Origin of the sequence: Cellulomonas sp. Leaf334 (assembly GCF_001424195.1) — a bacterium.
Lineage (GTDB): Bacteria > Actinomycetota > Actinomycetes > Actinomycetales > Cellulomonadaceae > Cellulomonas.
Window position 1 is genome coordinate 556,868 of sequence record NZ_LMOO01000005.1, and the last position, 12,720, is coordinate 569,587.

Consider the following 12,720-nt stretch of genomic DNA (forward strand, 5'->3'; position numbering starts at 1 on the left):
ATCATGGTCAGGCTCGTTCGGGGCGCGCTCGTCGCGCTCGTCGCAGTCCTCGCGGCTGTCGTCGGCGCGCTGCCGGCCTCCGCCCTCTCCGACGGCCCCACGGCCTCGCCGTCACCCGACGAGCAGGTGTACGGCTGCATCAACCCCGTCGACGGCTACGGTGCCCCCCGCGCCTGCCAGCTCCTGGTGCAGGTGCTCGCGCCGATCTGCGACAACGAGGTGCCGAAGCTCAAGTACACGGTCGACCCCGTGGGCACGCCGAACGACAAGGTCACGATCACCTTCGTCAACCCCAGCGGGCCGAGCGTGGTCTACGCGGACCAGCCGCTGACCGGGATCGTGAACTGGCCCGGAGCGGTCGTCGGGCCTGACGGTCGCGGCATCGACTGGCCCGGCTGGACCAAGCTGGCCGACGGCACGTGGGTCGAGGGTGACGAGTTCGACTGGGTCCGGCCGAACGTGAAGGTGCTGTTCGAGGTCAACCCGTCGCAGACCGTCACGGTCGCGTACCCGCCGTCGAGCCCCGTGTGCAACACGAACCCGGACGAGGTGCTCGACACCGTCGTCCTGGCGAGCAACCCGACGAGCGCCACGCTCTCGGCGACCGGCTCGGAGTCGCAGCCGCTGCTGATCGCCGGAGCAGCTCTGATCCTGGTCGGCGGCCTGGCCGTCGGGTCGGTGGCGATCGCCCGCCGTCGTCGCACGATCTGAGCATCCGCTCCGACCGACAGGCGCCCGCCTCCCGTGCTGACCACGGGGGGCGGGCGTCCGTCATGAGCGGGGGGCGTCAGGCGAGCTGGCCCACCACGTGGTCGATGCACGCGGTGAGCGCGAGCACGTCGTCCGGCTCGACCGCCGGGTACATGGCGACCCGCAGCTGGTTGCGGCCCAGCTTGCGGTAGGGCTCCACGTCGACGACGCCGTGCCCACGCAGGACCTTGGCGACGGTGGCCGCCTCGATCTCCGGGTCGAGGTCGATGGTGCCGACGACGTCCGAGCGCAGCGCCGGGTCCGCGACGAACGGCGTCGCCCAGTCCCGCGACTCCGCCCAGCCGTACAGGTGACCCGCGGACGTCGCCGTCCGCTGCGCGGCCCACGCCAGGCCCCCGTTGCCGAGGATCCAGTCGAGCTGCTCGGCGAGCAGCACCAGGGTCGCGATGGCCGGGGTGTTGAGGGTCTGGTCCAGCCGGGAGTTGGTCAGCGCGGTGGTGAACGACAGCGACTCCGGCACCCAGCGTCCGCTCGACTCGACGCGGGCCGCGCGCTCGATCGCCGCGGGGGAGGCCGCGGCGAGCCAGAGGCCGCCGTCGGACGCGAAGGACTTCTGCGGCGCGAAGTAGTAGACGTCGGTCTGCGCGACGTCGACCGCGAGGCCGCCCGCGCCCGACGTCCCGTCGACCAGCACCAACGCACCCTGCTCGCGCGACCCGGCGACCCGGCGCACGGGCGCGACGACTCCGGTCGACGTCTCGTTGTGCGGCCAGGCGTAGGTGTCGACGCCGTCCGCGAAGTCCGGCACCGCCACGCCGCCGGGCGCCGCGGAGGTGACCACGGGCTCCCCGACGAACGGCGCCCGGGCCGCGGCCGCGGCGAACTTGGCGCCGAACTCGCCGAACGTGCCGAAGGCCGCCCGGTCCTCGACCAGGCACAGCGTCGCGACGTCCCAGAAGAGGGTCGAGCCGCCGTTGCCGAGGACGACCTCGTACCCGTCGGGCAGGTCGAGCAGCGCGGCGAGGCCCGCGCGGACGCGACCGACCAGGGCGCGCACGGGCGCCTGGCGGTGGGACGTCCCGAGCAGCGCGGCGGCAGGGCCGGCGAGCACGTCGACCTGGGCCTGCCGGACCTTCGAGGGACCGGAGCCGAAGCGGCCGTCCGCGGGCAGCAGGTGCGCGGGGATCGTGATGTCGTGGGCAGCGGGCACGAGGCGAGGATAGGCGGTGCCGGACCCCGCCTGTCGGCCCGACCAACTAACCTGTGCACAGCGTGGCGCCCCGACATCGAGCGGGCGTGTGCCACGCGACGATGACGCGACGCGGGAGGCCTGAGCAGTGAGCGACCTGATCGACACGACCGAGATGTACCTCAAGACGATCTACGAGCTCACCGAGGAAGGCATCACCCCCCTGCGCGCCCGGATCGCGGAGCGGCTCGGGCACTCGGGGCCGACGGTCTCGCAGACGGTCGCCCGGATGGAGCGCGACGGACTCGTCGTCGTCACCGGGGACCGCCACCTCGAGCTGACCGCGGTGGGCGAGGGCAAGGCGGTGCGCGTCATGCGCAAGCACCGCCTGGCCGAGCGCCTGCTCACGGACGTCATCGGCCTCGAGTGGCCGTACGTGCACGAGGAGGCGTGCCGCTGGGAGCACGTCATGAGCGAGCGCGTGGAGAAGCGGCTCGCGTCGCTGCTGGACCACCCGCACTTCGACCCGTACGGCAACCCGATCCCGGGGCTGGGGGAGATCGGCGAGGAGACGACGCGCGAGACGTTCCTCGACGGCGTCACGTCCTTGGTCGCCTACCGCGGCGACGTGGGGGCCGACGGCTCCGAGCGTGCCGTGGTCGCGCGGATCGCCGAGCCCCTCCAGGTGGACGTCGAGCTCCTGACGAGGCTGGCCGAGGCGGGCGTGCTGCCGCACCAGGAGATCGCGATCGAGCGCAGCTACGGCACCGTGACGGTGTCGCGGCCGGGTTCGGAGACCGTCCTGGACCTGCCCGAGGACGTCGCACGGCACATCTTCGTCGGGACGCGCTGAACCTCTTCCGCCCTCCCGGCGGACCCCTGGACGGTGTCAAGCGATGTCGGTCGTGATCTTCGCCACGCCTCCGGCGGGTGACTCGTGCGCGCGCTCCCATGCCTGTGATCGGCGTCTTTGCAGGTCACCTCGGCGATCCGCGGCGGGCTGCAGGACGGCCGTCCAACAAGAAGCACATCTCTCGTGATCGGAACGTGACAATCGCGGTGGGGGTCCTGTACGTTCGACCTGCTTACCCGGAACCCTCCTCCAGGAAAGCCCTCGAGCGGAACGCCTAACCCTGCCGCCGCCACGAGGTCCGCACTGACCGCCGGCAGGGGCGGGGGACCCAATTGCGGGCACCGGAAGTTCGGTGTCCTTGGGGTGAAGCCGGAGAACCGATCTCGATCGGGGACACGGCCGGGTGTTCTCCCACCCGAACCCGACAGCTGACCTCGTAGGCATCAGGAGAGGCAACGCGTGACCGTGAGCACCACTCGCGCCCGCCATCGTGCGGCGCGCCGTCCTTCGACGCCATTGACCGAGCTCGCTTCGGCTGCCTCGGACCAGATGGGAACCGTCGGACGTCGTACTGCAGTCGTCGTCGGGACGTCCGGACTGGTCGTCTCGATGCTGGGCTCGTCCGCCAGCGCCGCCACCGGTGGTGACGCGGGGGCTCTGCCTGCCGTCGACACCGCTGCGCTGACCGCCTCGGCGCGTGCCGTCCTGAACACCTCGCCGGTGGTGACCGCTCCGGTCGACGCCGCGTGGACGTTCGACGCCCCGGTCGTCACGGCCGAGAAGCCGGCCCCGCCGCCGGAGCCGGTCCGCGCGACGACCACGACGTCGCGCAGCACGGCCCGCGCCGCGACCACCACCACGACCGCGACCCAGGCCACCAGCGCCGCGGTCCCGCAGTCGGTCGCCGGCAACGCGGTCCTCGAGATCGCCGCCCGCTACGTGGGCACCCCGTACGTCTCCGGTGGCTCGTCGCCCGACGGCTTCGACTGCTCGGGCTTCGTCTCCTACGTCTACGGCCAGCTGGGGATCAGCCTGCCGCGGACGTCGAGCGGCATCAAGGCAGCCGGCACCGTCATCTCGCGGGCCGACGCACAGCCTGGTGACCTCATCTGGAGCCCCGGCCACATCTCGATCTACGCCGGCGGCAACGACCAGATCGACTCGCCCCGCCCGGGCAAGACGGTCCAGTTCCGCGCCATCTGGCAGAGCTCGCCGGTCTTCATCCGCATCGGCTGAGATCACTCTTCGCCGACGAGGCCCCGACGACACCCGTCGTCGGGGCCTCGTCGCATTCCGGCTCCGGGTGCGGCCCTCCGACCGGGGCGGCGCGTACTCTGGCCGTGCACCACGCTGTTGCTTCGCTTCGCCGGGCCGGCAGCCAGCCGGTCCGACCCCCGAGGTCGGGAGAACGCCGTGCTCATGAATGCCACGAAGCTGTCCACCGAGGCCGTCGGTGGGGCAGTGTCCGAGGTCGGCTCACCAGGGCTGATCGCGTCCGGAGCACGCACCCTGCTGCTCAACGCCAGCATGGAACCGCTGTGCATCGTGAGCCTGCGCCGTGCCGTGGTGCTCGTGATGAGCGGCAAGGCGACCGTGCTGGAGACCGATGGTCGCGTGCTGCACTCCGAGCACGTGTCCGTGCCCCTGCCGTCGGTCCTGTGCCTCACGCGCTACGTGCACGTCCCGGTGCGTCGCCCGGTGCCCCCCACGCGTCGCACCGTGCTGCAGCGCGACGACCACCGGTGCGCGTACTGCGGGGGTGGGGCGGACACCGTCGACCACGTGAACCCGCGGTCGCGCGGCGGTCGGCACGAGTGGACGAACGTCGTCGCGGCCTGCGTCCGGTGCAACCACCGCAAGGCCGACCGGCTCCTGCACGAGATCGGCTGGGAGCTGCCCTTCGTCCCGCGTGCGCCGCGGTGGTCGGTGGCGTTCGGGACCACGTCGGTCCGCTCCGAGCCGTTGTGGTCGGCGTACGTCGTGGCCTGATTCTCGTCTTCGTCAAGGATCCACCAACGTATGGCATCATTCCGGGAACTCGAAGGCGCAACTGTGCCTCAGAGGAGGACACTGGGACGAGCGCACGGTGGGCTCGGTACGAGCACGGAGGCTCCGGATGACGCGTGACGATGTGGTCCTCGTCGGGGTGGACGGGTCGGCAGCGAGCCTGCACGCGCTCGACTGGGCGGCGGCGCAGGCCCGCACCCACGGCTGGGCAGTCCGGCTCGTCTGCAGCTACTCGCTCCCGTCGTTCACGGCCGCCTCGCTCGACGGCGGGTACGCGGCGCTGGACGACACCGCGATCCAGGAGGGCGCCAAGGCGGTGCTCGCCGAGGCGACGCAGCGGGTGTCCACGATGGGCGTCCCCGTCACCGCGAAGGTGCTCACGGGTGACGCCGCGGGGGTGCTCGTCGAGATGTCGCACTCCGTCCGGCTCGCGGTCGTCGGGACGCGGGGGCGTGGCGGGTTCGCAGACCGGCTGCTGGGCACCGTCTCGTCGGCCCTGCCCGCGCACGCGTACTGCCCGACGGTCGTCGTCCCCCTGCGCGAGGCGGGCAAGACCCTGCCCGACGACGCGCCGATCCCTGCCCCGCGCCCGGTGCAGCGGATCGTCGTCGGCGTCGACGGGTCCCCGCAGGCGGAGCGCGCCCTGCGCTACGCCATCGGTGAGGCCCGGGCGTGGGGAGCCGAGCTGACCGCGGTCGCCGGGGTCCCCGTCGGGTCGATGTCGGGCGTTCTCGCGTGGCTGCCGGCCGCCGTCGACCACGAGCAGGTGCTGCGGGACGTCACCGAGGGCCTGAACGTCGTCGTCGACCGCGCGCTGGCGGACGTCCCGGACCTCACCGTGCGGCGCATCGCGCTCGACGGCACGGGCGCGGAGCTGCTCACGGAGTTCTCCGTCGCGACCGACCTGATCGTCGTCGGGTCGCGGGGCCGCGGGGGGTTCGCAGGACTGCTGCTCGGGTCGACCAGCCAGGCCGTCCTGCACCACTCCGACTGCCCCGTCATGGTCGTCACCAACCGGTGCGCCACTGCGGAGGCTGCCGCCGGGTAGTCAGCCCGCGGGCGCGGGCGGGACGTCCGGGCGGCGGACGAGCGCCGAGAGCACCACGGTCGAGCGCGTCCGGGCGACGAACGGTTCCGCAGCGAGCCTCTCGACCACCCGCTCCAGGTGGCGCATGTCCCGAGCGCGTACCTGCACCATGAGGTCGACGTCCCCGGTCACGGTGCTCGCGGCGACGACCTCGGGGTAGTGCTCCACGGCCGCGCGCATCGTCGCCGGGCTGGTGGAGCCCTGGCAGAACAGCTCGACGAACGCCTCGGTCTGCCAGCCCATCGCCGCGGGGTCCAGCCGGACCGTGAACCCGCGGATGACCCCCCGCTCACGCAGCCGGTCCACGCGCCGCTTCACGGCCGGCGCCGAGAGCGAGACCAGCTCCCCGACCTGCGCGAACGTCGCCCGGGCGTCGAGTGCGAGGACGCGGAGGATCGCGGTGTCGAGGGCGTCGAGCCCGGAGTCGTCCGTCACGTCACTCATCATCGCGGACATGCCCTCGATTGGTGGGGTCAACCAAACGATGACAATGTGCACGCAATACGCCGAACGGGTGATTCAACAAATGCGGCAAGTTGCCTCAAGGCGGACGCGCAAGGTGCCGACATCAGGGGAGGCCCCCGCAACGGGGTCTGATGAGGGGGAGGCAACGTGGTCAAGGAGACCAAGAAGCGGCTCGACGAGGTCCCGAGCCAGCGACCGTCGGTGATCAGTGCGCCGACGCCGGTGATCGCGGATGCACCCGCGATCACCGACGTCCCACGTCCGCACGCGGCACCGTCGCCCCTCGTCGAGCCCCAGGCGGCCCCGGCCGCACCCCGGTCCGCCGGGGTCCGCCGGGCCGTCTGGGTCGGTCTCGCTGCAGGTGTCGTGCTCGCCGTCGCAGCCGGCGGCAGCGTCTACGCCGCCGAGCAGCGCGCGCAGCAAGCCGAGACGGAGGCGCTCGCGGCGGGGTCGCGCGTGGACGAGCACGTCCTCGCCGCGGCACGCGACGCGGTCGCTGAGCGCTCCACCGACGTCGTCGTCGCCCAGGCTGCCTACACGGGCAGCCGTGCCGCCGCGACGAGCACCGCACAGGCCGCCGTCGACCACGCGAACGCGACGCTCGCCGCCGTGCCGAACGCCGGGGAGGCGCCGCGGGCAGCCCTCGCCGGCGCGTCCGGCGCCGTCGGTGCGGCCCTGACCGCTCCCGACGTGAGCATGCGGTCGTTGCGCTCGCTCGTCGCCGGTGTCGCCGCACCCGAGAAGGCCGCCGTCGACGCGCAGGCGGCGTGGCAGGCCGCCGAGAACGCGCGGATCGCCGCCGAGCAGGCCGCGGCCGCTGCCGCCGCACAGGCTGCCGCCGCACGTTCCACCGCCAAGGCGCCGGCCCGGTCCACCGCGACCCGGTCGACCACCCAGAAGTCCACGTCGGGTTCCGCGCCCGTCGCGTCGAGCGGCGCCACCATCCCGTCCGGCGGGAAGGTCTGCAGCGGCTCGGGCGGTTCCGGGGCGGGCGAGTCGAGCGTGTCCGCCATCGGCTCCGCCATCAACTCCTACCGCGCCTCGCTCGGGCTCTCGCAGCTGTTGGTGTCGCGCAGCGGCAGCCTGGTGTCGCACTCGATCACCATGGCCAACGCCGGCGGCATCTGGCACTCCGGTGGCGACAACATCGTCGCCTGCGTGAGCAACGGCTCGGCGTCGTCGATGGTCTCCGCCTGGTCCAGGTCCGCGGGCCACGACGCGCAGATGCGTCGCACCGACGTGTCGAGCATGTCCGTCGGCGGCGCGAGCCTGGGCGGCTGGCTCTTCGGCGCGGTGAAGTTCAGCTAGCACCGCCGCAACGTCCGCACTCGAGAGGGCTCCAGCCCGTACGAGTGCGGACGTTGCGCTGTACCCGCACGCTGCGTCCGCACTCGTGCAGGGTCCAGCCCGTACGAGTGCGGACGTCCGCGGATTCGGTTGTCCGGACGCGCGGATGTGCGGACGTTGCGGGAGGGGGTTAGCGGAGGGCGTCCGTGAGGGTGTCTGTCGCCAGGTCCAGGTCCTCGACCGTGATCGTGAGCGGGGGAGCGAGGCGGATGGTGCTGCCGTGGGTGTCCTTGGCCAGCACACCGCGGGCCAGGAGGCGCTCGCAGAGCTGGCGGCCGGTCAGCGGCGGGGTGACGTCCAGGCCGGCCCACAGGCCTGCGCGGCGCGACGAGGCGAGCAGGCCCTCGTCGACCAGCGTGTCCAGCCGGGCGCCCCAGTGCAGCCCGAGCGTCGTGGCGCGTGCCTGCAGCTCGCCGGTCTCCAGCAGGCCGATGACCGCGATGCCCACCGCGCACGCGAGCGGGTTGCCGCCGAACGTGGAGCCGTGGGTGCCTGCGGTGAGGACGCCGAGGACGTCGGCACGACCGACGACGGCGGACACGGGCATGACCCCGCCGCCGAGGGCCTTGCCGAGCGTGACCAGGTCGGGCTTCACGCCCCACAGCTCCGACGCGAGCGTGGTGCCCGTGCGGCCGAGACCGGACTGGATCTCGTCGGCGACGAGCAGGACGTCGTGCTCCGTGCAGAGCGCGCGGAGACCGGGCAGGTAGGACTCGGGCGGGATGACGACGCCCTGCTCGCCCTGGATCGGCTCGACGAGCACGGCCACGGTCGTCTCGTCCATGGCCTCCCGGATCGCGTCGACGGAGCCGTAGGGGACGATCCGGAACCCGGGCGTGTACGGGCCGAAGCCTCGGCGCGCGTCGGGGTCGGTGGAGAACGACACGATCGTCGTGGTGCGGCCGTGGAAGTTGCCGTCGACGACGATGATCGTCGCGCGGTCGGCGGGCACGCCCTTGACGTCGTAGCCCCACTTGCGGGCTGCCTTGACGGCGGTCTCGACGGCCTCGGCACCCGTGTTCATCGGCAGCACCATGGGCGGGCCGGCGACCAGCGGACCGATCAGGGCGGCGAGGCGCTCCGCGAACGGCAGCAGCAGCTCGTGGTCGAACGCGCGGGACGTGAGCGTGAGCCTGTCGATCTGCGCGTGGGCCGCGGCCGTGAGCGCGGGGTGGCGGTGGCCGAAGTTCAGCGCCGAGTACCCGGACAGCAGGTCGAGGTAGCGCCGCCCCTCGTCGTCCGTCACCCACGAGCCGAGACCCTCGACCAGCGTGACGGGCAGGGGGTGGTAGTTGGGGGCGAGGACGGACGCGGCGCCCACGGTGAGTGTCATCGCCCGGAGCCGGACGCGGGACGGATCTCGAGCGTGCAGCACTTGGCGCCGCCGCCGCCCTTGAGCAGCTCGCTGGTGTCCACCGGGATCGGGTTGTAGCCGCGCTCGGCGATCGCTGCGGCCAGGTCGACGGCGCCGGGGGCGACGACGACGTTCAGGCCGTCGGAGACCGCGTTGAGGCCGAGGGCGACGGCGTCGCGCTCCGTGGCCTCGACCGCGTCGGGGAAGAGCTGGCGCAGCACGGCGCGCGAGCCGGCCGAGAACGCGGGCGGGTAGTAGGCGATCTGCGGGTCCGCCGGGTCGCTCGACAGCACCGCCAGCGCGGTGTCGAGGTGGTAGTAGTGCGGGCTGACCAGGTCGAGCGAGATGACCGGGCGGCCGAACAGCTCCTGGAGCTCGGCGTGCGCGGCACGGTCGGTGCGGAAGCCGGTGCCGGCCAGGACCAGGTCGCCGACGACGAGCAGGTCTCCCTCGCCCTCGTTGGTCTCGGACGCGGTGTGCGTGACGTAACCGCGGTCGGCGAACCACTTCTGGTACGCGGGACCCTCGGGCTGGCGCTCGGCGTAGCGGAACTTCGCGGAGTAGACGACACCGTCCAGGACGGTCGCGCCGTTGGCGGCGTAGACCATGTCCGGGAGGCCGGGGATCGGGTCGATCGTCTCGACGGTGTGGCCGAGGTCCAGGTACACGTCGCGCAGCGTACGCCACTGGCGGACGGCCAGGTCGGCGTCGGTGTACTTGGTCTTGTCCATCCACGGGTTGATCTCGTAGGACACCGTGTAGTGGACGGGCTCGCACATCAGGTAGCGGCGATCGGTACGTCCGGGGGCGGTCGGGGTCATGAGTGCTCCTCGTGGCGTGTCGTTGCGACAAGGCTACGAGCCGGTACGGTCCGGACCGTTCATCTCGGATTGCGCGCTGGGGCGCGATCCGTTGCGCAGATCGTGCTACCTGAGGCGATCTGTTGCGCGAGCCTCGTGCCGGGCTTTCATCAGCGCGTATCGGACCATCCCGCCGAGGAACGGCTTGAGCGCTGCCTCGGTGAGTCGGCGGGGGAGCGGGCCGGCCAGGTACACGTTCTCGCTCCAGAAGACCCGGCTCGACGACGGTCCCGCCGGCACCACGACGATGCTCGCGTGGCCCTTGAGCACGTGCCCGGTCTTCGTGAACGTCGCGACGCCCGGCTCCGCGCCCACCGGCGGGTCGTACCGGTCGACCGTCATCACGTCGGCGAGCCCGGGGAACCCGCGCCGCGCGAACGGTCCCGAGACAGCGGTCACCGTGGCGCCCGCCGCAGCCGGGCCGTCGAGCGACACCCGCGTCAACGGGATCCACCGCTCGTGGTTGCGCAGGTCCGCGACCAGCGCCCACGCCGTCGCGGCATCGACCGGGAAGGACCGGACCACGGCGTCGATCGGGAGGCTCGTCACGCGCCCCATCGTCCGCGCGGGTAGCGTCCCTGTCCATGGAGAGCAGGCTGCTGGGGCGTACGGGTCGGTCGGTCGGGGTCGTGGGGCTGGGGTGCTGGCAGCTCGGCGCGGACTGGGGCTCGGTGTCCGACGAGGCCGCACTGGAGGTGCTGGGTGCCGCCGTCGACTCCGGGGTGACGTTCCTCGACACGGCCGACGTCTACGGCGACGGCCGCTCCGAGAAGCTCATCGGCTCGTTCCTGGCCGCCCGCGGCCCGAACCACGGCCTCACCGTCGCGACGAAGATGGGCCGCCGCGCGGACCCGCACGTCGCCGACGCGTACACGCTGTCCTGGTTCCGCGCCTGGACCGACCGCTCGCGCGAGAACCTCGACGTCGACACCCTCGACCTGGTCCAGCTGCACTGCCCGCCGTCGGAGGTCTACCGCCGCGAGTCCACCTACGACGCCCTCGACGTGCTCGTCGACGAGGGTCGCATCGCCGCGTACGGGGTGTCCGTCGAGACGGTCGACGAGGCGCTGGAGGCGATCGTCCGCCCGCACGTCGCGACCGTGCAGATCATCCTCAACGTGTTCCGCCGCAAGCCGCTGGAGCAGGTGCTGCCGCTCGCCGCCGCCGAGGGCGTCGGGATCATCGCGCGCGTGCCCCTGGCATCGGGCCTGCTGTCCGGGAAGTACGACGAGGGCACGCAGTTCGCCGCCGACGACCACCGGTCCTACAACCGGGACGGCAGCGCGTTCGACGTCGGCGAGACGTTCGCCGGGGTGCCGTTCGAGGTCGGGGTCGCCGCCGCACGCGAGGTCGCCGACCTGACGCCGACGGGTGCCACGACGGCCCAGCTCGCGCTGCGGTGGATCATCGACCAGCCCGGGGTGTCCGTCGTCATCCCCGGCGCACGCTCGGCGGTCCAGGCCGTCGCCAACGCCCAGGCGGCGTCGGTGCCGCCCGTCGACGAGGAGACGCTCGACGGGCTGCGCGGGGTGTACGACGGGCGGATCCGCCAGCACGTGCACACCCGCTGGTAGGCGCTACTTCTTGGAGCCGATCCGCTTGAACCGGCCCGAGACCTGCTTGGGCCGGTCGGGCAGGATCACGGGCACGTCGGCGGGACCGGCGACCTCGATGACCTTCGGGAACGTGAGCGGGGGCGGGCCGAACGCCCGGCGGGCGCCCTCGATGACGTTCTTGCCGAGCGCCCGGGCACCCGCGACACCGACCACGAGCCCGATGCCGAAGGGGATGAGGCGCCCGAAGGCCAGGCCGGTCTGCTTGGTGACCTGCGTCCGCACGAAGCGCCGGGTCATCGTCGTGTTCACCTTGCGGACGGTCGCCATGGGCATCCGCGTCAGCAGCGCGCGCGCGACGCTGACCGTGGTCAGCTCCGCGCCGTCCGTGACGATCTTGGCGCCGGAATCCCCGAGGATCGTCGTCAGCAGGAGGGCCCGGCGCCGGTCCGCGTCCTCGACCTCGATGCCGTGCACGCTGGCCACCGCGAGCGCGAACGCGGCCGACGCACCGAAGAACGTGGCGACGTCGCTCGCGGTGAGCGCCAGGGCCACACCGGTGCCGACGGCCGGGGCTGCCGCCGTCGCACCGACCGCGCCGCCGGTGCTCTGCACGACGAGCAGGTACTCCTTCTCCAGGAGCCGCACGAGCTGCTCGGGCGTCGCCTCCGGGTTCCTGCGCCGCAACGAGCTGACGTGCGCGTGGATCGTGGACGACGGGATGGTCACGGCCTTGGCGAGGGCCGCCTCGACGATGCTCGGCATCAGCGCTCCCCGGTGATGGTCAGCTGCACGTTTGCTCCCGCATCGAGGGTGCGGCCGACCGTGCAGTGCGAGTCGATGGCCCGGTGCACGACGGTGATGAGGCGCTCGCGGGCCTCGGGGTCGAGCGAGCTCAGGTCCACCACGAGCTCCTCGGCGAACGCGGGGTAGCGGTCCTCGTCGCCGGCCATGCCCGTGACCTTGATGACCACGTCGACGTCGTCGCCCAGGCGGTGCGCGAGCTTCGAGTCGGCGGACAGGCCGCTGCAGCCGGCCAGAGCGATCTTCAGGAGCTCGCCCGGGCTGAACGCGCCGTCGACCTCGACACCACCGATGCTCACCTCGGCGCCGCGCGAGTTGCGGCCCGTGTAGAGGCGCTTTCCCGTGCGCTCCACCCACAGCTCGGTGTCGCCCGCGTTCTTGGTGATGTCGGGCGCTGTCGTGTGCTCCGTCGTCATCCCGCGATCCTGCCACGGGGTGCGGCCAGTCTCTTGTCGGGCGCAAGTTGCGCAATGACTACGGATGGACGGTG

At 72.5% G+C, this 12,720-nt stretch carries 14 protein-coding genes and 1 riboswitch; of the genes, 7 read left to right on the forward strand and 7 right to left on the reverse strand.

Features of this window, described 5'->3' with window-relative positions:
• The first annotated feature begins 3 nt into the window (after positions 1–3).
• A complete protein-coding gene (locus ASF78_RS12970; protein WP_056589863.1) occupies positions 4–711 on the forward strand; it encodes an LPXTG cell wall anchor domain-containing protein in 708 nt (235 codons plus the stop codon).
• Positions 712–787: 76 nt separating this feature from the next.
• Here the strand turns inward: ASF78_RS12970 and serC are convergent, their stop codons facing one another.
• Positions 788–1,921, reverse strand: coding sequence for a phosphoserine transaminase (serC, locus tag ASF78_RS12975; protein WP_056589866.1), 1,134 nt, complete (start codon positions 1,919–1,921; stop codon positions 788–790).
• 127 nt (positions 1,922–2,048) lie between these two features.
• Here serC and ASF78_RS12980 point away from each other — a divergent pair, with 127 nt between their 5' ends.
• From ASF78_RS12980 to ASF78_RS12995, 4 genes are all read left to right on the forward strand, one after another.
• The gene (locus ASF78_RS12980; RefSeq protein WP_056589869.1) at positions 2,049–2,753 is read left to right on the forward strand and encodes a metal-dependent transcriptional regulator; all 705 of its coding nucleotides are present in this window, start codon (positions 2,049–2,051) and stop codon (positions 2,751–2,753) included.
• 291 nt (positions 2,754–3,044) lie between these two features.
• Positions 3,045–3,210, forward strand: a riboswitch (cyclic di-AMP (ydaO/yuaA leader).
• 2 nt (positions 3,211–3,212) lie between these two features.
• Complete coding sequence (locus tag ASF78_RS12985; protein WP_056589872.1) at positions 3,213–3,989, forward strand: C40 family peptidase; 777 nt, start codon at positions 3,213–3,215, stop codon at positions 3,987–3,989.
• 291 nt (positions 3,990–4,280) lie between these two features.
• The gene (locus tag ASF78_RS12990) at positions 4,281–4,742 is read left to right on the forward strand and encodes an HNH endonuclease (protein WP_056590881.1); all 462 of its coding nucleotides are present in this window, start codon (positions 4,281–4,283) and stop codon (positions 4,740–4,742) included.
• Positions 4,743–4,869: 127 nt separating this feature from the next.
• Complete coding sequence (locus tag ASF78_RS12995) at positions 4,870–5,808, forward strand: universal stress protein (protein ID WP_056589875.1); 939 nt, start codon at positions 4,870–4,872, stop codon at positions 5,806–5,808.
• Here the strand turns inward: ASF78_RS12995 and ASF78_RS13000 are convergent, their stop codons facing one another.
• Positions 5,809–6,291, reverse strand: a complete 483-nt coding sequence (locus tag ASF78_RS13000; RefSeq protein WP_056590884.1) for an Lrp/AsnC family transcriptional regulator — start codon at positions 6,289–6,291, stop codon at positions 5,809–5,811.
• 168 nt (positions 6,292–6,459) lie between these two features.
• Here ASF78_RS13000 and ASF78_RS13005 point away from each other — a divergent pair, with 168 nt between their 5' ends.
• Entirely contained in the window at positions 6,460–7,620 is a 1,161-nt protein-coding gene (locus ASF78_RS13005; RefSeq protein ID WP_056589878.1) for a hypothetical protein, read from the forward strand.
• 169 nt (positions 7,621–7,789) lie between these two features.
• On the opposite strand, the gene rocD is transcribed toward ASF78_RS13005, so the two are convergent.
• From rocD to ASF78_RS13020, 3 genes are all read right to left on the reverse strand, one after another.
• On the reverse strand, positions 7,790–8,992 hold the full coding sequence (gene rocD / locus ASF78_RS13010) for an ornithine--oxo-acid transaminase (protein ID WP_056589881.1): 1,203 nt from the start codon (positions 8,990–8,992) through the stop codon (positions 7,790–7,792).
• Positions 8,989–9,834 (reverse strand): dimethylargininase, encoded by an 846-nt coding sequence (ddaH, locus tag ASF78_RS13015; protein WP_056589884.1) that lies wholly within the window; start codon positions 9,832–9,834, stop codon positions 8,989–8,991. The genes rocD and ddaH overlap by 4 nt, the downstream gene beginning before the upstream one ends.
• Positions 9,835–9,939: 105 nt before the next feature.
• A complete protein-coding gene (locus ASF78_RS13020) occupies positions 9,940–10,422 on the reverse strand; it encodes an SRPBCC family protein (RefSeq protein WP_056589886.1) in 483 nt (160 codons plus the stop codon).
• A gap of 35 nt (positions 10,423–10,457) precedes the next feature.
• On the opposite strand from ASF78_RS13020, the gene ASF78_RS13025 reads away from it, so the two are divergent.
• Entirely contained in the window at positions 10,458–11,447 is a 990-nt protein-coding gene (locus ASF78_RS13025; RefSeq protein WP_056589889.1) for an aldo/keto reductase, read from the forward strand.
• Positions 11,448–11,450: 3 nt separating this feature from the next.
• On the opposite strand, the gene ASF78_RS13030 is transcribed toward ASF78_RS13025, so the two are convergent.
• Together ASF78_RS13030 and ASF78_RS13035 are read right to left on the reverse strand one after the other, a co-directional pair.
• Positions 11,451–12,191 carry a hypothetical protein gene (locus ASF78_RS13030; RefSeq protein WP_056589891.1) on the reverse strand — a complete coding sequence of 247 codons (741 nt, stop codon included), beginning with the start codon at positions 12,189–12,191 and terminating at the stop codon, positions 11,451–11,453.
• Positions 12,191–12,646 (reverse strand): OsmC family protein, encoded by a 456-nt coding sequence (locus tag ASF78_RS13035; RefSeq protein WP_056589895.1) that lies wholly within the window; start codon positions 12,644–12,646, stop codon positions 12,191–12,193. Before ASF78_RS13035 ends, ASF78_RS13030 begins: the two co-directional genes overlap by 1 nt.
• Positions 12,647–12,720 lie beyond the last annotated feature (74 nt).

Bases quoted from the DNA above. Each gene is read 5' to 3' on its own strand.
- ASF78_RS13000 (WP_056590884.1), bottom strand. From the start codon at position 6,291: ATGAGTGACGTGACGGACGACTCCGGGCTCGACGCCCTCGACACCGCG.
- ASF78_RS12995 (WP_056589875.1), top strand. From the start codon at position 4,870: ATGACGCGTGACGATGTGGTCCTCGTCGGGGTGGACGGGTCGGCAGCG.
- rocD (WP_056589881.1), bottom strand. From the start codon at position 8,992: ATGACACTCACCGTGGGCGCCGCGTCCGTCCTCGCCCCCAACTACCAC.
- ASF78_RS13025 (WP_056589889.1), top strand. From the start codon at position 10,458: ATGGAGAGCAGGCTGCTGGGGCGTACGGGTCGGTCGGTCGGGGTCGTG.
- ASF78_RS12970 (WP_056589863.1), top strand. From the start codon at position 4: ATGGTCAGGCTCGTTCGGGGCGCGCTCGTCGCGCTCGTCGCAGTCCTC.
- ASF78_RS12990 (WP_056590881.1), top strand. From the start codon at position 4,281: ATGGAACCGCTGTGCATCGTGAGCCTGCGCCGTGCCGTGGTGCTCGTG.
- ASF78_RS13035 (WP_056589895.1), bottom strand. From the start codon at position 12,646: ATGACGACGGAGCACACGACAGCGCCCGACATCACCAAGAACGCGGGC.
- ASF78_RS13030 (WP_056589891.1), bottom strand. From the start codon at position 12,191: ATGCCGAGCATCGTCGAGGCGGCCCTCGCCAAGGCCGTGACCATCCCG.
- ddaH (WP_056589884.1), bottom strand. From the start codon at position 9,834: ATGACCCCGACCGCCCCCGGACGTACCGATCGCCGCTACCTGATGTGC.